This is a genomic window from Streptomyces sp. WMMB 322, assembly GCF_900090145.1.
Lineage (GTDB): Bacteria > Actinomycetota > Actinomycetes > Streptomycetales > Streptomycetaceae > Streptomyces.
Map to the genome: position 1 here is coordinate 22,906 of NZ_FMHI01000021.1, position 18,734 is coordinate 41,639.

At 72.5% G+C, this 18,734-nt stretch carries 9 protein-coding genes; 2 read left to right on the forward strand and 7 right to left on the reverse strand.

Going from position 1 to position 18,734, the window contains the following annotated elements; genetic code table 11:
- Positions 1 to 111: 111 nt before the first annotated feature.
- Both H180DRAFT_RS25595 and H180DRAFT_RS25600 read right to left on the reverse strand, forming a co-directional pair.
- Entirely contained in the window at positions 112 to 1,188 is a 1,077-nt protein-coding gene (locus H180DRAFT_RS25595; protein ID WP_055488519.1) for a chitinase, read from the reverse strand.
- A 173-nt stretch (positions 1,189 to 1,361) separates the two neighbouring features.
- Complete coding sequence (locus tag H180DRAFT_RS25600) at positions 1,362 to 2,534, reverse strand: right-handed parallel beta-helix repeat-containing protein (RefSeq protein WP_055488520.1); 1,173 nt, start codon at positions 2,532 to 2,534, stop codon at positions 1,362 to 1,364.
- A 456-nt stretch (positions 2,535 to 2,990) separates the two neighbouring features.
- Here H180DRAFT_RS25600 and H180DRAFT_RS25605 point away from each other — a divergent pair, with 456 nt between their 5' ends.
- The gene (locus H180DRAFT_RS25605) at positions 2,991 to 3,842 is read left to right on the forward strand and encodes an isocitrate lyase/PEP mutase family protein (protein WP_055488521.1); all 852 of its coding nucleotides are present in this window, start codon (positions 2,991 to 2,993) and stop codon (positions 3,840 to 3,842) included.
- A 342-nt stretch (positions 3,843 to 4,184) separates the two neighbouring features.
- A complete protein-coding gene (locus H180DRAFT_RS25610; protein ID WP_055488522.1) occupies positions 4,185 to 6,386 on the forward strand; it encodes a phosphoinositide-specific phospholipase C-related protein in 2,202 nt (733 codons plus the stop codon).
- 150 nt (positions 6,387 to 6,536) lie between these two features.
- On the opposite strand, the gene H180DRAFT_RS25615 is transcribed toward H180DRAFT_RS25610, so the two are convergent.
- The 5 genes from H180DRAFT_RS25615 to H180DRAFT_RS25635 all read right to left on the reverse strand — a co-directional run bounded on the left by H180DRAFT_RS25615 (position 6,537) and on the right by H180DRAFT_RS25635 (position 18,734).
- Positions 6,537 to 7,139, reverse strand: a complete 603-nt coding sequence (locus H180DRAFT_RS25615) for a hypothetical protein (RefSeq protein WP_055488523.1) — start codon at positions 7,137 to 7,139, stop codon at positions 6,537 to 6,539.
- A gap of 266 nt (positions 7,140 to 7,405) precedes the next feature.
- Positions 7,406 to 8,182, reverse strand: a complete 777-nt coding sequence (locus H180DRAFT_RS25620) for a thioesterase II family protein (protein ID WP_055488524.1) — start codon at positions 8,180 to 8,182, stop codon at positions 7,406 to 7,408.
- Positions 8,183 to 8,188: 6 nt separating this feature from the next.
- Entirely contained in the window at positions 8,189 to 9,442 is a 1,254-nt protein-coding gene (locus tag H180DRAFT_RS25625; protein ID WP_074466997.1) for an acyl-CoA dehydrogenase family protein, read from the reverse strand.
- Positions 9,443 to 9,509: 67 nt separating this feature from the next.
- A complete protein-coding gene (locus H180DRAFT_RS25630) occupies positions 9,510 to 10,727 on the reverse strand; it encodes an FAD-dependent oxidoreductase (RefSeq protein WP_055488525.1) in 1,218 nt (405 codons plus the stop codon).
- Positions 10,728 to 10,808: 81 nt separating this feature from the next.
- Positions 10,809 to 18,734 (reverse strand): non-ribosomal peptide synthetase, encoded by a 7,926-nt coding sequence (locus tag H180DRAFT_RS25635; protein WP_055488526.1) that lies wholly within the window; start codon positions 18,732 to 18,734, stop codon positions 10,809 to 10,811.

Consider the following 18,734-nt stretch of genomic DNA (forward strand, 5'->3'; position numbering starts at 1 on the left):
GGCGGATCCTCGCGGGGCGTGCGCCCTGGTGCCGGGGTGCCGCGGATGCGGCGCCCCGGCCCTGCGCGGCAGGCGCCACGCCACGGCGTTCGCCATCACCGTCGCCCGGGTTCAGTCCTTCAACGCCCTCATGAACGCGTCCGCCTTCTTCCCGATCCCCGAACAGGTCGCCTGTGCCTTGGAGTTCGGGCCACCCGGGCAGGGCTTGTCGCGGGTGGCGGACCACATGGACAGACCGCCCAGCTTCTTCCTGTCCGCAAACTTCCTCAGTTCCGCGGCGTCTTCGGGGCGGAACACCTCGCCCTTGACGTCGTTCACACCGATCATCGGGGTGATGGAGAGAGCGTCCCAGGCCTCCTCCTCGTCCCTGATCCCGAGGGCGGGCCGGATCTGCTTGTGGGCGGCGGTGGCTGCCTTGACGGCGTATTCGCCCATGTCTCCGTCGTAGTACGTGCCGTAGTCCATGGCCATGATGTTCACGCGGTTCACGCGCGCGCCGTTCTTCTGCGCGTTCTCCAGCACGGCACGGGCGTCCCGGTTCAGACCCGAAGGCATCACGGGCAAGGTGAAGGAGACATTGAGGTTCGGACGCTGCCGCTGGAGACGCACGATGGCCCGGCTGCGAAGCTCGTTCGCCTTCTTGTCAGTCAGCGCCGGGCCTTCGAGGTCGAAGTCGAGCTTCGTCAGGCCGTATGCGTCGATGACCTCGGTGTAGGCGCTCGTCAGTTCGTCCACCGAGCCGCAGACCCGGGCGAGTTCGTTGCCGCTCTGACCACCGAAGGAGACCCGAACGTCGCCGCCCTCGTCGCGCAACTGTTTCACCTGCGCGGCCACGGGGTTGTCCTCCAGCCGCTGCCTGCCGCCCCACTTGGGCACGCAGCCGCCTCCCGGGGAGACGAACGCGAGGTTGTACTCCTTCACGCCGGTCTTCCCCGCCCTCTCGAGAAGGTCGTATGAGGGCTTGAGGGAGGTGTCGACGTACGGCGCGAAGTCACCGGCGTCCGGCAGCGGGTCCTCGGTCTGCGAAGGCGTCGCCGGCGGCGGGCCGGTGGGTCCGGGGTCGGTGGTCTCCCCGCTCGAACAGCCGGCGAGCAACGACGCGGCAACTGCCGCCGCGATCAATGCGGTTGCCGCATGCTTCCCTGCGCCGGTCCTCGGGGAAGCCTGCGCCTCCACGCGCTCGGTCATCGCCGGGCTGCCTCCTTCTGCCTGCCGGACGTCCGGTCTCCTGCCCACCCGACAAGCTAGCGAGCGGGAACCGGACAATCGGCACGTTGGGAGCGGCGACGGGGAGGGCTTAACTCACATTTAAGGAAGCGGGAAGCGGGAACGACTGCCCCGCTGCTCACGAAGGGCTGCCCTCAGCCCTGCTTGAAGTGCTCGGACGGCCTGGGCTGCCCGGCATGCCCCAACTTCCCGGGCCGCTGGGGTTCCGCGGGCTGGGATTCCGCGGGCCGATCCGGCTTCGGCCGCCCGGAACACGCGCTCGGCGGGACGCAGTTGTCGGGACGGTTGCCCTTGACGACGCTGCGCCACAGCGAGACCTCCCCGGGCGGCGCGTTGAAAATGCCGCCTCCGGACCGCTCGGCGACGTTCTCCACCACCGCGGACTTTCTGAGCAGCAGAGACTTCTTGTTGAAGATGCCCCCGCCGTCGCTCGCGGAGTGGTTGCGCGAGACGCGGGTTCCCGTCAGCGTCGTCGAACCCTCGTTGTACACGCCGCCTCCTGCGAGCGCCTCGTCCCCTCTGTTGCGTGTCACCACGCTGTCGATCAGATGGGTCGTCATGTTGACGTCGACCCCTACCCCGGTCCCGCGGTTGCCCGCCACGGTGCTCCGCCGGACGGTGGCCGTGGCCGTGGGTGCCGGGGTGGAACCGCCGGTCACGATGCCGCCGACCTCCGTACCCGCGTTGCCGGCCACCCTGCTGCCCGTCATGTTCAGGGTCCACCGGTTCCAGATGCCGCCCCCGCCGCTGCTGGTCGAGTTGTGCGTGATCCTGCTGGAACGCACCGTCAGCGGCCCGTCGTTGAGAATGCCGCCGCCCCACCGTGCGAAGCCGCGGGTGACCTCGCTGCGCACCAGTTCAAGACGGGCACTGGGCGCCCCCACGAAGGCATTTCCCCCGAAGGAGAATCCGGGGCTCAGCCTGCCGTTGCGCAGCGTGACGTCCTTCAGGGTGAGCGAGCCGCCGCCGGCGACCTCGACGATGCGCATGTCGGGCGCCGAACCGGCACGTGCGAGCACCGCGCCGTTGCCCTCGACGGTGATGCGGCCGGTGATGCCGGGCAGCGCGTTGTCGCCGTAGTTTCCCGGGAAGACCCGGCTCAGCCGGTACGTGCACCCCTTGGCGAGGCTGATGGTTCCCGAACCCGCCGCGTTGGCCTCCTGCACCGCTGCGATCAGGGCGGCGTTGTCGTGGCAGGGCACGGCCCTGGTCCTGTCACCGCCGGCCTGCGCCGTACCGGCGGGCAGTACGGTCAGCGCCGACACCAGGGCGAAGGCCCCCAGGGTGCGCACGGGGACGGACGGCATGGGGCCTCCTGCTCGGCTGCTCCGGGTGCTGACGTCGAAACGCTAAGCAGACCTGGCGGGCGGAGCACGGCGGAGTGCGCCGAATGCCCGAGGGCGCGCCGCCCTGCGGATTCCGGATTGCTGAAGGCGGGGCCGGTGCCGTCCCGTCCCGTCCCGCCCCGCCCCGTCCTGGTGATGGGCTGCCCCGGTGCCGGTCCGTCCTCGTACCCCGTGGAGCCTGGGCCATCGCGTCCGTTTTCCGCCGGTTCGAGGGCGGCTCAGGCTCAAGACTGGTGCCTCAGCGCGAGGCCGTGCCCGGCAGCACCGGCAGTCCGGCAGTGCACCGGCGTGCCGTCGCTGTCTGACGACGTCCACCGAGACCGGCAACACCTACCGCCAACACCGCCAACACCGCTGCCCCGCCTCGCAGTTGAGATATCCGCAGTTGAAGACCCCCGGAGAAGACGAGGAACCGCGATGCCCGATCGGCGGACACTGAACGACAAGGCCCGGCTGCTGCGCTCGCTGCACGACGTGCAGGACGGCGAGGCGCTCGTGCTCCCCAACGCCTGGGACGCCGCCGGTGCGGCGTTGATCGCCGGCGCGGGAGCACGGGCCGTCGCGACCACGAGTGGCGGTATCGCCTGGTCGCTGGGCCGCCCGGACGGCCAGCACCTGACGCGCCAGGAGATGGCCGAGGCACTTCGCCGGATCGTCGCCGCGGTCGACGTCCCCGTGACGGCCGACGTGGAGGGCGGGTACGGACCCGCGCCCGGGGACGTAAGGACAACGGTGGAGGCCGTGATCGAAGCCGGCGCCGCCGGCATCAACCTGGAGGACTCGCGGGCGCCGGGCGGCCCCCTGTTCGACCCCGGAGCCCAGGCGCGGCGGATCACTGCCGCCCGTCGGGCGGCGGCCGCCGGTGCGGTGCCCGACCTCGTGGTCAACGCCCGGACGGACGTCTTCCTCGCCGAGATCGGCGCCCCGGAAGGGCGGCTGGACGAGGTGCTCCGACGAGGTCTGGCATACGCCGGGGCCGGCGCCGACTGCCTGTTCGTGCCGGGCCTGCTCGATGCGGCCTCGCTGAAGGCCCTGGCGCACGAACTGCCCATGCCGGTCAACGCGATGGCCGTGCCCGGTGGCCCGGACATCGCCGAACTCGCCGCCGCGGGCGTACGGCGGATCAGCGTCGGCGCGACCCTCGCGCAGGTCGCGCACGGCGCGCTGCGGCGGGCCGCCGCCGGAATCCTCGCGGGAACCTTCGAAGACTGCGCGGGCGCGCTGGAGTTCGCCGAGGTCGATTCGCTGTTCGACCGGTCCGGGCGCTGAGGGGCCGGCCCTTCGCGGCCCCCGGAGAGTGACACCCGCCCGTCCCGGGTGACTCCTGGGACGCCGGAAGCCGGCCGGGGCGCGCGGGCCGGGCGCCGGGGCCGGGCGCGGAGAAGCCCGGTCCCCGCGCGCGATTGCGCCGCCGGAGGGCAAGCCGCATGAGTCCGGGCGCCTTCGGGCACACGGCCCGGCCGGAGCTCTTTCACCAGGGGGCTTCTCACTCGCCGGACCCGGAGAGCTGGAGGGCGGACGATGGCCGCGCCAGGCGCTGTGCGCAGTCCCGCTGTGCGCAGCACGTTTCTGCACGGTGCTCACCCCGCGGCGTGGCGGCACGCGCGATGGGTGAGGCCCGTACGTGTGCTGGCGTGCCTCATGGCGGTCGTGTGCGTGACGGTACTCGTCGGCGCGGCGACGCTGCGCGCCACGGTGCTGGAGCGCGGTTACTACCAGGGCGTGCTGGACGACGAGCGGGCGTACGAGCGGCTGTACGACGAGGTCCTGGTCGACCCGCGCTCGCGTCCCGTCACCAGGAGCCTGCTGTCCCGGCTGCCCGTTCCGGAGCCCGTGGTGACGGCCAACCTGAAGACGGTGCTGCCCCCGGCCACCGTGCGGGAGCTGACGGACGAGCAGATCGCCTCGCTGACCGGCTACTTCCGCGGTGACTCCGACACCCTGGGGGTGTCGGTGAACCTGCGGCCGGTGATGGCGAACGTCGGCAAGCTCGCACAGGTGTACCTGGGTGACCTGACCTCCGGGAACCGGGCCGCGCCGGAGGCTGACGTCTCGGCGGCGCTCACGCGCATCGACAAGGCCCTCGACAGCGTCGCGGCGGGACGCAAACCGGCGGACCTGCCCAGGGTGGAGCTCAGCGACCGGGCCGTGGAGAAGGTGAGTTCGGCACTGCTGTCCGGGGTGCCCGAGGACGAGCGGGCGTCGCTGAGACCGCAGGTCGAGGGGGCGCTCGCGGTCGGTGACACCGGCACGGCGCTGGCGGCCGCCGGGCCGCATCTTCCCGGCAGCAGGGCCGACAGCGGCGAGGAGAAGAGCCGTCGTGACCTGCTCCGCATGGCCGACGGCGGCCGCTGGAACGTCGTACGGGACCTGAGGAACGCGGACTTCGACATGGGCGCACTGGAGTCCGCGCGCGACGTCACCCGCTTCACGCAGGGCCCTGCGCAGTCGCTCGCCGTCGGCGCCGGAAGCCTCGCACTCGCGTTCCTGTGGGTGTCCGGCCCGCCGGCGCGGCACACACGCCGGCTGCGGACCGTCGGCGGGCTCCTCGTCGCGGGCGGAGCGGTGCCCGCGGCTGCGTTCTGTGCGGTGCGGTGGAGTGCCGACGGCCTTCTCTGGCAGCCTCCCGCGACGTGGCCGACGACACTGGCCCGCCTGGTCGAGGACGTGCAGCACAACGCCCTCAGCACCCTGACGGCGGCGGGCCTGTCCGCGGCCGCCGTTCCCATCGCCGCCGGTGCGCTGCTGGTGACCGCCACCTTCGTACGGGAACGGCACCGGGCCCTGCGCAAGACGCTGAGAGCGCTGACCCGGCGTACCCGCACACGTCTGGTGGGCATCTCCGCGGCGGCCGTCGCCGCCTCGGTCGTGCTCGGCGTCGTGTTCGCCCCCGCCGCTGCCGGCGGACCGGAGAAGCCGTACTGCAACGGGTCGGCCGAGCTGTGCGACCTTCGCTACGACCAGGCCGCCTATCTGGCCACGCACAACTCGATGTCGTCGACGGCCGACCGGTTCATCAGTCCGCTCCAGGACGGCGACATCAAGACCCAACTGGACGACGGCGCCCGTGCGCTGCTCGTCGACACCCACCTGTGGGAACGCTCCGAGCAGGTCGCCGACCGGCTGAAGCTGTCCGACTTCGCGCCCGGCATGCGGGAGAAGGTCGCGAAGATCATCGACCGGACGGGCCGCTCGCGGCCCGGTCCGTGGCTGTGCCACGCGGTCTGCCGCGCCGGCGCGCTTCCCCTCGTCGACACGCTGCGCGAGATCCGCACCTGGCTCGACCAGCACCCCGGTGAGGTGGTCACGCTGATCGTCCAGAACGGCATCTCCGGCGAACAGACGGCCTCGGCCTTCCGCAAGGCGGGCCTCCAGGACCTGCTGTTCACCCCGGACCGCGACCCGGAGGCGCCCTGGCCGACGCTGGGCGAGATGGTCGCCGACAACAAGCGGCTGGTCGTCTTCTCGGAGGGGTCGGGAGGACCGGCGCCCTGGTACCGCAGCTTCTACGAGTACGGAATGGAGACCCGGTACGACTTCTCCGAGCCCGCGAAGATGAGCTGCGCAGCCAACCGCGGAGGCACCGGCAAACGGCTGTTCCTGCTCAACCACTTCACCACCGATGCGGGCGGCAGCCGCCTCGACGCCGGCAAGGTCAACGCGAAGGACTTCGTCATGGACCGCGCCCGCCGCTGCGGGGCGGAACGCGGCCGTCCCGTGAACTTCGTCGCCGTCGACTTCGCCAACGTCGGCGACGCCGGCGGCGCCGTGGCCGCCCTCAACGCGGCACGCGCAGCCGCCCGCGCCGGCTGAGCCGCGGGGACGCGGGGGACGCGGGGGACGGGGACGCGGGGCCCGCGGGCCGGGCCCGCAGCGACAGGGCGGACGGCTTCGGCGCCCCGACTCGCCTCGATCGGTACCGCGTTGGTGCGGGACGTCATACCGCCGTCAGCGGTCCGCCCGCTAGGACGTCGACACGGATTCCTCGGTGGCCTCCGCCCGGGCCCCCGGCGGGACCGGGCACGCCTCCATGGCCGAGAGGCGGCGCAGAGCGGCCTCGGCCAGCAGCAGCACGGAGGCCACGGCGAGGAAGGGCTGCAAGGGCGCCCAGTAGCTGAGCGCTCCCGAGGTGCCGAGCAGGAGCAGTACGAGCTTGTTGCACACGGGGCAGCCCACGGCGACGAACGACAGCACGCCGCCCACGGAGCCGAGGCGGCGGCCCGCCCCGGGCTCGGGGGCCCCGGGCTCGGGGGCCCCGGGCTCGGGAGACTCTGAGCCTGGCGCCTGTGGACCGGGCGCCTCTGGACCGGGCGCGAGGTTCTTCGGATCCCGGACGTACGTGGCCAGCACGACTCCCCCGAGTACGGCCGTCAGCGCCAGCGTCGGGTAGCTCCACCACTGCGCCGGCACGGCCCGTGAGAACAGCGGGCTCGGCACGACGGCGGTGGGGAGACCGACCAGCAGTGCCGTGCCGGCGGCCGCACAGGCGGCCACGGTCCAGCGGCGCGGCGACCACCGGCGCAGGGCGAGCCCCGCGCGCCGGGGCGACCTTGTGGCAGAGGACATGGTTGCCGTCTCCGATCGAAGCGTGGACCGATGTGCGGGGGAGCGCCTTGCACGGTGCCGACGAAACCACATCCCTGCGGGCGGATCGAGGGGTGCCGTCGGCGAACGGCCGGCCGGCGGTGGGATGTGGCCAGGTGCTGGACGCCGGCCAGGAGCAGGCTGCCGACCCGGCACCTTCGCGGCACCCGGCGGTCGTCGGCAGCCCCCCGGCCGTCTTCGGCGGCGCCCGGCGTGTCCGGCGGCGTCCGGCGTGTCCGGCGCGTGTTTCAGCCGGGTGCCTTCTCCGCGTCGTCGGTGAGGATCTCGGAGAGGTGACGCAGCATCTCCGGCTGCCTGTTGTGCAGGAAGAAGTGGTCGCCCTCGATCACCTTCAGGCTGAATCCCGCACTGGTGTGGCGCCGCCATCCGGCCACCGACGAGACGTCGACTTCTCCGTCCTCGCTGCCCGCGAAGGCTGTGATGGGGCAGCTCAACGGGCGGTCCTCGCTGAAGCGGTAGGTGTCGGCGACGGCAAGGTCGGCGCGCAGGATGGGGATCATCAGCTCCATGAGCGATTCGTCGGCGAGCACCGCCTCCGGCGTCCCGTTGAAGGAGCGCAGCCGTTCGCGGAAGAGCGGCTCGGGCAGGTCGTAGTCGGGAACGGCCGTACGGCGCAGATGCGGTGCGCGGAAGGCGCCCACGCACAGGTGCACCGGAGGACGTCCGTGGCGCTGCTCCATGGCGCGGGCGAGTTCGAAGGCGACGAGCGCCCCGAGGCTGTAACCGAACAGCGCGTACGGGGAGTTGCCCGCGGAGGCGAGTTCGGGCAGCAGATCCGCGACCAGCGGCTCGATCCTGTCGTGCGGGGCCTCGCGGAAGCGCCGGCCCCTCCCCGGGGGCTCGACGGGGCGCACGCGGACGTGCGGGGGAAGCCCGCTGTCCCAGTCGGCGTAGAGACGTGCGGAGCCTCCCGCGTAGGGGAAGCAGAACAGTTGCAGTGTGGCGGGGGCGGCGGGGTGGGAAGTGGCCACCGAACCCCGTCGCGGATCGGTGTCGTGCGCCATCGCCGCTCAGCCCTTCCTGAATTCGGAGTCGTTGCGGGGGTGTTCGCGGTCCGGACGTGCCCCGGTGCCGTCCCGCCGCCGCGTCAGCAGGGAGGCTATCGTCTTGAACTGGACGTTGGAGGTGCCCTCGTAGATCGAGCCGATCTTCGCGTCGCGGTAGAGCTTCTCCACCGGATGCTCGCCGGCGAACCCTGCGCCGCCGAGGGTCTCCACCGCCTGCGACGCGGCACGTTCGGCCACGGCGGAGGCGATGTACTTCGCCATGGAGGTCGCCTTGATCCGCTCGGCCTGCGGCGCCCCGTTCTGGAGCAGACGCGCGGTGTTGTACAACAGCACGCGGGCCGCCTCCAGTTCGGCTGCCGTGCGGGCGAGAGGGAACTGCACCCCCTGGAAGTCGATGATCCTGGTGCCGAACTGCTCCCGCTCCTCCGCGTGCCGGAGGGCGTGGGTGAGGGCTCCGTCGGCGAGGCCGACGAGTTGGGCGGCGATGCCGAGCTTGCCGATGTCCAGGGTCTCCACCATCAGTACGCCGCCGTCGCCGGGGCGCCCGATCAGGCTCCCACGGTCGACGCGGACGCCGTCGAAGGTGACCTCGCAGGTGGAACTCGCACGTATGCCCATCTTCGGCACCGGTTCGCCGATGCTGAGACCGCTCGTGTCGCGGTCGACGAGGAAGGCGCCGAGGCCCGGGGCCGCCCCCGGCGGGCCGGTCTCGGTGCGCGCGAAGACCAGGAAGAGACCGGCCTCGGCGGCACTGGTGATCCAGCGCTTGCGGCCGTTGATGACGAACCCGTCGTCCCGCTGCTCCGCCCGCGTCTCCAGAGCGAAGGCGTCGCTGCCCGCGTGCTCCTCCGAGATGGCGTACGCGCCCACTTGGCCGCCGGCGAGCCGCGGCAGGTGCCGCCGCTTCTGGTCGCCGCTTCCGTGCCGCAGCAGAGCGCTGACGACCAGGGCGTTCTGCACGTCGACGAAGACGGCGGCGGCGGGGTCGTGACGGGCGATCTCCTCGATGGCGAGCACCACTTGGAAGAGGTCGCCGCCGCTTCCTCCGTAGACCTCCGGGATCTCGATGCCCATCAGGCCCTCGTCGAACAGCTCCTTGACGAGGCCCTCGTCGAGCCGGCCCGCCACGTCCATCGCACGGGCGCGCGGGGCGACGGACCGCCGGCAGAAGTCGCGGACCTTCTCACGCCAGGCCCGTGCCGGTTCCGGCAGCGTCGTCAGCGCCTGGGGGCATTCCCCCGGTTCGGGTGTCGGCATCCGGTGTCCTCTCACGGTCGGCGGTACGGGCGGCCGGGGCGTTTCGCGGGCGCGGTCATGGTCGGGGTCACGGGCGGGCCGCGGCGTTCACGGCCGGTGTGTGGTGCAGCCGGGGCGGCTGCTGGAGCTCGCGCCACATGGCCTCCTGGCCGCGGTGCGCGAAGAAGGTGGTCATGCGGAGGAACAGCGGCCTGAGCAGCCGGTTGTCGACCTGCGGGGCGCCGGCGACCTTGAAGATCGTGTCCCGGACCCGGCGGACGCGTTCCAGCCGTGCCTGTTCGTATGCGCGCAGTGCCGCCACGGGGTCGCCGGGAGCGGCGGCCATCTCGTCGCCGAGGACCACGCCGTCCTCGATGGCCTGGCAGGCTCCCTGTCCGAGGACGGTCGTCACGGCGTGCGCGGCGTCGCCGAGGAGCGTGACGCGGCCCTTGCTCCAGCGGTCGCGCCACTCGCCGTAGAAGAGGTCGGTGCGCAGCAGCCGCTCCTCGGGGGTGTTCTCGACGAGGCAGCGCGGCGGGCCCTCGAAGCGTTCGGCGAGTTCCATGACATGGGCCCGGCGGGTGCCGGGAGCATCCTCGCCGCCCTCGGGGGCCGGGTGCCCGATGGTCCATGTGACACGGCCGTCGGCGATGTGCCAGGCGCCGCCGTTGACGCCGTGACGCGTCTGGAAGAGGTGCACCGTGCCCTTCGGGACGCCGCAGGGGCTGTCGCTGACGCCCCGGTAGGTGGTGACGCCGGTGTAGACGGGCTCGGAGGTACCGAAGAGTTCGGCGGCGATGCCGGACACCCCGGACTTCAGTCCGTCCGCGCCGATCAGTACGTCGCCCTCGGCCCGGGATCCGTCGTCGAAGCCGACCACGACCCGCTTGTCCCCGGACGAGAAGCCCGTGATGTTCGCGCCGAAGTGGACCTCCACGTCGAGGCTTTCGCAGCCCTCGGTCAGGATCCGGGCGAGGTCGCCGCGGGCGATGGTGACGCCGGGGGTGCTGCCGCGCGCGGTGAACTCCTGCACGGGCGTGCGGATGACGGACACGTCGCGTTCCGTCATCACCCTGCTGCGCTCGATGGGAATCCCGTATTCGAAGAGCTGCTTCTCCACGCCGAGCGCCGCCAGTGCCGTGGTGGCGTTGCTCCAGATCGTCACGCCGGTGCCGCTGGTCTCGACGCGGAGGCCGCTGCGCCGCTCGTACACGCGTACCGGGAAACCCTGGCGGCCCAGGGCGAGTGCCGCCGTCAGCCCTCCGATGCCTGCGCCGACGACGAGAACGGTGGGTTTGGCTGTCATCTCATGCCTTTCGCGGGGCGGGTGGCGGGTCCGGGGAAGGGTGCGGGACGGTGTCCCAAGTGCCCGGGTGTGCAGGGCGGTTCAGGCACCGTCGGCCCGTCCGGCCGAGGGCGGTCCCGGGGGCCGCGCCGAAGGTGGGGCTGCCGGGGGTGGCGGCGGCAGGAAGCCGATGGCGGTCAGTTCGCGCAGGTAGCTTCCGAGCAGTGCGTCGTCCACCGCCGGCGGGCGGCGGCCGCCCGTGACCCGGAGCGTGTTGGCGGTGTCGAAGACCGGTTCCCGCAGCCCGCTGCGGTCGTCCTCGACCCGCTTGCCGAACAGCGAGAGCGTGGGCCCGAGTTCGCTGCCGGGATGCCGGTCGGCGTAGTCGCGGCACGCCTCGTACCAGTCCTCGAAGGCGTCCCGGCGCACCGGGTGCCCGGCCAGCCGCAGCGCCCTGTGCACCCCGTCGAAGCGCAGCCGCTCCGTACCGCCGAACTGGTAGGTCCGGCCGAGGTGTTCGCGGCCGCGGGCCGCCTGTGCGACGACGTGTGCGATGTGGTCGACGGGCACGATGTCGGTGCTGAAGTCCAGCGCCGGGACGGAGCCGACCAGTGCGCACGCCCGCAGGATGTGGGTGAAGACGTCGTCGGCGCGCCACACCCCCGTGGTGCTGTCTCCGGCGATGCGGCCGGGACGGTAGACCGAGACCGGCACTCCCCGCTCACGCGCCAGGGCGACGATCTGCTCGGCCGCCCACTTGCTCTGGTTGTAGCCGTTCTCGGCAGGGGGAGCATGCTCGGGCAGTTCGTCCTCGCGTGCGGGCGGATCGCCCTCGCGGCGCAGCGTGAACACCGAGAGGGTCGAGACATGGTGTACGGGCTTGACCGGGCCCGTGCACGCCAGCCGCAGGATCTGCTGCGTACCGCCGACGTTGGTGCTCCGCAGGGCCGCATAGGGCTTGGCGAAGTTGACGGCCGCTCCGCTGTGGTGGATCTCCTCGACGTGGTGGGCGAGTTCGCGGAAACCGTCCTGCCCGAGCCCCAGGTGGGGTTCGGCGAGGTCGCCGGGGAGCGCCCTCATCCGGTCCCGCGTCGCCTCGTCCCACCTGTCCCACAGCTTCAGACCGCGCAGATGGCCGACGAGCTTCTCCCGGGCCGCTTCCGGAGTCTTTGCCCTTACGAGGCAGACGATCTCGGCTCGGGTGCTCCTCAGCAGCGCGTCGAGCAGGAACGCGCCGAGGAAGCCGGTCGCTCCGGTCAGCAGCACCGCCCGCGGGTCGGGGTTCCACTCCCAGGTCCCCTCCACCCGTATCGCCGGGTCCAGGACCACGTCGTCGGCCGGGTCCGGGCTCTCGTGCCCCGCCTCGTCCCCCGCGACGGCCCGAGCCAGCGCATGCGGGGTCGGACGTTCGAACAGCAGCCGCAGGGGCGGCGCGGCGTCCGGCCAGGCGTCCCGTACGGCGGCGTGCAGTCGCGTGGCCGACAGCGAGTTGCCGCCGAGTTCGAAGAAGTCGTCGTGCGCGCCGGCTTCTTCGACGCCGAGCACCTGCGCGAAGAGCTGCGCGATGTGCGCCTCGGCGGGCGTCGAAGGCGTCACATGGCCGGAGCGTGCGGCTGCGGTGCGTACCGTGCCGGGCGCGGGCAGGGCGGCGCGGTCCGTCTTGCCGCTCGGGGTGCGGGGGAACTCCCGCAGCACGGCCACATGGGCGGGCACCATGTACTCGGGCAGGCGGCCACGCGCCAACTCGTACAGCTCGGCGATGAGTTCGGCGTCTGCGGGATCAGCGGAGCCCACGCCCTCCTGGGCCTCCTGGGCCTCCTCGTTCTCCTCACCCTGCGCGCCGCCGGTCCCCGTGCCGCCGCCGCTGCCCGGACCCGTGCTGACGTACGCCGTGAGACGGGGGTCGCCCGGCACGTCCTCACGGGCCACCGCGACCGCGTCCCGCACCGCCGGGTGCGTCCGCAGCACCGCCTCGATCTCGCCGAGTTCGATGCGGAAACCACGGATCTTGACCTGGTCGTCCTCGCGCCCCAGGTACTCCAGCTCGCCGCCGGGCAGCCAGCGCACGAGGTCACCCGTGCGGTAGAGACGGCCACCGGGCCGGTCCGGATCGGGCGGGAAGCGCTCGGCGGTCAGTTCGGGGCGGCCCAGGTAGCCGTGGGCGACGCCGGGGCCTCCCACATGCAGTTCGCCGGGCACGCCGACCGGAACGGGACGCCCGTCCTGGCCGAGGACCTGGAGCCCGGCGTTGGGCACCGGTCGGCCGATGGGCGGGTGCCGGTCGCCCGCGAGGGGCCCGGCGAGCGTGGCGTAGACGGTGATCTCGGTGGGGCCGTAGGCGTTGAGAAGCCGGACGTGCGGCGCCCAGCGTGCGGCGACCGCCGCCGGGCAGTCCTCCCCGCCGGAGACGACCGTACGCAGCGAGGGCAGTTCGCCCGGGTCGAGCAGGGCCAGCAGCGACGGCGGGAAGAGCGCCACCGTAGCTGCGCCGGAGCGCACCTCGGCCGCCAGGTCCTCGCCCGCGAGGGTCGCGCCGTCGTCCGGCACCACCAGGCAGGCTCCGCCCAGCAGCGCCATGACCCACTCCCACACGGAGGCGTCGAAGCTGGTGGAGGCGAACGCCAGCATCCGGTCGCCTGGGCCGACACCGATCAGGTCGCGGGTCAGATGCAGATCGGCGACCGAACGATGGCTGATCATCGTGCCCTTGGGGCGGCCCGTGGAGCCGGAGGTGTAGATGACGTACGCCAAGTCGTCCGGCCCGGCGAGCGGTGTGGGGTTCTGCTCGTCGTCCCGTTCTTCTGCCTCCCGTTCTTCTGCCTCCTGTGCTCCTTCCTCCCGTTCCTCCGCCTCCACAGGCTCCTCGTCGACGAGCACGGTCGTCGCCGGCTGCTCGCCGCCGGGGCGGTCCCCGAGGCGGTCGAGCAGCCCGGACCGGGTGAGTACGACCGGCGCCGCGCAGTCGGCGAGCATGAAGCGGATCCGCTCGGGCGGGTATCCGGGGTCGACGGGGACGTAGGCGCCCCCTGCCTTGAGCACGGCGAGTATCCCCGTGTACGTCTCGACCGAGCGGCCCGTGAGGAGGGCGACGAGGGTGCCGGGGCCGACTCCGAGGGCGCGGAGCCGCCGGGCGAGGCGGTTGGCGCGGGCGTTGAGCTGCCCGTAGGTGACGGTGGTGGTGCCGCTGCTGAGCGCCGCCGCGCCGGGACGGGCCGCGGCCTGCTCCTCGAAGAGCACATGCGCCGGCACCCCGGGTATCGGCCGCACCTCGCCCCGTGACCAGGACCGAAGGTGCTCGCGGTCCGATGCGGGGAGGCCGGGGAGCCCGGAGAGGGGGGCCTCGGGGGTCTGCGCGACCGCCTGGAGCAGTTCGAGGTAGTGGTCGAACATCCGGTCCACGGTGGCCGGTTCGAAGAGGTCGGTGTTGTACTCCATCGCGGCCCGCCAGCCGTCCCCGCGCGGAACGATCTCCAGTACGAGGTCGAACTTGGAGGTGCCCGAGTGGATGTCGAAGGGACGCACGTCCGCGTCCCCCATGCGAACCTGCGGCACCTCGACGTTGCCGAAGGAGAAGACCGTCTGGAAGAGCGGGGTCCGTGACAGATCGCGCGCGGCACCGACCTCGTCGACGAGGCGTTCGAAGGGGACGTCGGGGTGTGCGTAGGCGCCCAGGCAGGTCTCCCGTACCCGGGCCAGCAACTCGGTGAAGGCCGGGTCGCCGGAGAGGTCGGTGCGGAGCACGAGGTTGTTGACGAAGAAGCCGATGAGGTTCTCCGACTCGGGACGTCCGCGGCCCGCGACCGGTGACCCGACGGCCACGTCCTGCCGCCCGCTGTAGTGCTGGATCAGCACGTCGAACGCGGCGAGCAGCACCATGAACAGCGTGGCGCCGGAGCGGGCGCCCAGGTGCTCCAACGTACGCATCACCGCTGCCGGGACGGGCCGGTAGCGGACGCCGCCGCGGAAGGTCTGCACCGGTGGCCGCGGATGGTCCGCGGGCAGCTCGACGGGCATCAGATCTGCCAACGTCTCCTTCCAGTAGGCGAGTTGGCGTTCCGTCTCCGGGGCGGTGAGGTGCTTGCGCTGCCAGTCCGCGTAGTCGCCGTACTGGACGGGAAGCTCCGGAAGGGCGGGGTCGGCTCCGGCGAGCCGGGACTCGTACAGCGTCACGAGTTCGCGCACGAGAACGGACACGGACCACCGGTCACAGACGGCGTGGTGGAAGACCAGCGAGAGGACACGGCGCTCCTCCCCGGTGCGCAGCAGCGTCGCACGCATCAGGGGCGCCCGTGCGAGGTCGAAGGGGCGGGTGGCGGCCTCCCGCAGGATGCGTTCCGTCTCCCGATCACGCTCGCCGTCCCCGGCGCCTCGCAGGTCGATCCGCTCCAGGGGGACGGTCACCTGCGGGTGCACCGCCTGCCGCAGCTCCCCGTCCCTCTCGACGAGGGCCGTACGCAGGGTCTCGTGCCGCTCGGCGAGGCGGCCGAGGGCGTCGGTCAGCGCCGGCTCGTCGACGGGGCCGTCGAGTTCGACCTGGGCGGGCATCAGGTACGCCCGTGTGCTGCCGGGGTCGAGCTCGTGGAGGAACCACAGCCGCGACTGCCCGAGTGAGGCGGGCAGCAGCACGGCGTCCTCGCCGGGCGCGGCGAGGCGGGGCAGCGGTGCGGGGCCGTCCGGACCGGGCCGGGGAGCCTGTTCCCGCTGCTTCGCCTCCCCGTCCGGGGCGGGCGCCCCGGTCCCTGCCGGGGCGTCGGCCCCGTCCGGGGCGGGCGGGGAAGCCTGGTCCGGGGTCTCGCGCCCGGTCTCCTGCGCCTCCGGGGCGGGAGCCGCCGCCTGCTCCTCCCCGGAGCCGTCCAGCTCCTGCGCGAGTGAGGCGACCGTGGGCCTGTCGAAGAGCAGCCGCACCGGGATACGGCGCCCGAAGCGCTTGCTGAGCCTCCCCACGACCCGCCCGGCGAGCAGCGAGTGCCCCCCGAGGACGAAGAAGTCGTCGTCGGCGCCCACCCGTTCGACGCCGAGCACTTCCTTCCACAGTCCGGCGATGTACTCCTCCGTCCCGGTGCGGGGCGCGGTGAATTCGTCCGCCGAGGCACGCGCGGCACCGTCCGGCACGGGCAGGGCGGCCTTGTCGACCTTGCCGTTGGGGGTCCTGGGCATGGCCTCCAGTACGGCGAGGGAGGCGGGCACCATGTACTCGGGCAGCCGCGCGAGCGCCCACTCCCGCAGATCCCCCACGAGCCCGCCCGGGTCGCCGGTCGTCGTGCCGGGCACGACGTACCCGGTGAGCCGGCGGTCCCCGGGTGTGTCCTCACGCAGGACCACCACGGACTCGCTCACCGCCTCGTGCTCGCGCAGCACGGCCGCGACCTCGCCGGGTTCGACGCGGAACCCGCGGATCTTCACCTGGGAGTCCGCACGCCCGACGAACTCCAGGCGCCCGTCGCTGCGGTAGCGCACCAGGTCGCCCGTCCGGTACATCAGGGCGCCGGGGTTTCCCGGCTCCGGCACGAAGTGGTGTGCGGTCAGCTCCGGCCGGCCGTGGTAGCCGAGTGCGACGCCGGGACCGCCGATGTACAGCTCACCGGTGACGCTGACCGGCACGGGCCGCCCGTCGCCGTCCAGTACGCGGAAACGGGTGTGCGGCAAGGGCCGTCCGAGAGGCACGGGCGACTCGCCCTCACGTGCCCGGTGGCAACTCGCCCACACGGTGGTCTCCGTGGGCCCGTAGACCTGCCATGCCTCGACCCCGGCAGCGGCCATGCGGGCGGTCATCTCCGGCGTGAGGGGCTCGGCGCCGCACAGTCCGCGGAAGGGGTGTTCCGCCTGCCAGCCGGTCTCCAGCAGCAACTGCCAGGCGGCCGGGGTGGCTTGCCAGTACGTGGCCTTCGTGGCGGTCATGCGGGCCGCGAGCCGTTCGCCGTCGATCACGTCGGCGCGGGGAAAGAGGGCCACCGTCGCGCCGGTGGTCAGGGGCAGGAAGAGGTCGATCACGGACATGTCGAAGGCGTGCGTGATCGTGGCGGCGACGGTGTCGCCCTCGTCGAGGCCGGGCTCGTTCCGCATGGAGTCCAGCAGGTTCGGCAGCCGCCCGTGGGGGATCATCACGCCCTTGGGCCTGCCGGTGGAGCCGGAGGTGTAGATGACGTACGCCAAGTCCTCCGGTCCGGCGAGAGGTTCGGGGTTCGTGGACGGCTCGCCGGCCGCGGGCCACGGGTCGTCGTCGAGGTGGAGGGTGCCGGTGTCGTGCCGGGGAAGCCGTCCGGCGAGCGTGCGGTGGCTGAGCAGCAGCGAGATGCCGGAGTCCTGAAGCAGGTAGCGGACTCGTTCGGCCGGGTATTCGGGGTCGATCGGCACGTACGCGCCACCGGACTTGAGCACGGCGAGCAGGGCCACGACGAGGTCGGGTGTGCGCTCGGTGCACACTCCGACGCGTACCCCGGGGGCCACTCCGCGGCGGCGCAGCAGATGCGCGAGGCGGTTGGCGCGCTCGTTCAACTCGTCGTAGGTGAGGGCCTGTTCGTCGAGGAAGACGGCGCACTTTCCGCCGAGGCGGGCGGCCTGCTCCTCCACCATGCGGTGCACGGGCAGTTCGCGCAGCGGGGCGTCCGTCTCGCCCGTGCCCCACTGCCGCAGCTGTTCCAGTTCCCCCTCGGGCAGCGGGCGCAGGCTCGACAGGCGTTCACCGGCGGCGGCCGGTGCATCCCGCAGAAGCATGCAGAAGTGGTCGAGCATGCGGTCCGCCGTGGCGGAGTCGAACAGGGCCGTGTCGTATTCGAGTTCGGCGCGCAGGCCGTCGCCGTCGGGCACGAGGGCGAGGAACAGGTCGACCTTGGCCGTGCCGGGATCGACGGGCACGGGCTCCACGGTCAGTCCCGGCAGGCGCAGCTCGTCGGGCGGGGTGTTGCCCAGCATGAGGATGGCCTGCGCAAGGGGTGCCCTCGACAGGTCGCGTTCCGGCCGCAGTTCCTGCACGAGCTGCTCGAACGGCACGTCCGCGTGGGCGTAGGCACCCAGGCACACCTCGCGGCAGCGGTCGACGAGTTCGCCGAACGTCGGGTCGCCGCCCAGGTCGGTGCGGAGGACGAGCGTGTTGATGAACATCCCGATGAGGTTCTCCAGTTCGGGCCTGTCACGGCCCGCGACGGAGGTGCCGACGGGGATGTCGTCCTGCCCGGAGTACCGCGACAGCAGCAGGCAGTACGCGGCGTGCAGCACCATGAAGAGGCTGGCGCGGTGCTCACCCGCGAGCCGCTGCAGATCGGCGACGACGTCCGGCGGTATGTGCGCCACGCGGGTGGCGCCCCGGAAGGACTGTGTGGCCGGGCGCTGCCGGTCGGTGGCCAGGTCCAGTGCGGGCAGGTCCTCCAGCGTCATGCGCCACCATGCGAGCTGGCCCAGCAGCTCGCCGCTGTCGAACCGCCGGCGCTGCCACTCGGCGTAGTCGCCGTACTGGACGGGGAGCTGCGGCAGGTCGGGGCGTCCTCCGGTGAGGAACGCCTCGTAGCAGGCGGCCAGTTCACGTACGAACACCGCGCCGGACCACATGTCGCCGATGCCGTGGTGGAAGGTGACGACGAGTACGTGGTCGTCGGCGGCGAGCTTGATGAGCGTGACCCGGGCGAGGGGGGCCTCGTCGACGGCGAACGGGGTGGAGGTCTCCTGCGCGAGCGCCTCGTTCAGGGACGCGCCGGGGTCGGCGGCGGCCGTCACGTCCCGTTCGCGTACGAGCAGCCGGCAGTGCGGTCCGGCGTCGTGGACGAACTGCACCGGTTCGCCGTCGTGCACGCCGAAGCTCGTACGCAGCGTCTCGTGCCGCTCCACCAGCGCGTCCACGGCGCTCTGCAAGGCCCCGCGGTCGAGGGTGCCGCGCAGATGTGCCGCGCCGTAGCCCAGGTAGGCGGCGGCGCTTCCGGGGTCCAGCTGGGCGAGGAACCACAACCGCTGCTGGCCGGAGGACATCGGCAGGACGAAGGGCTGGTCCGTCTCCTGCGCCGCCAGGGTTCCCGGCTCCGCTTGTTCGGTCGTCAC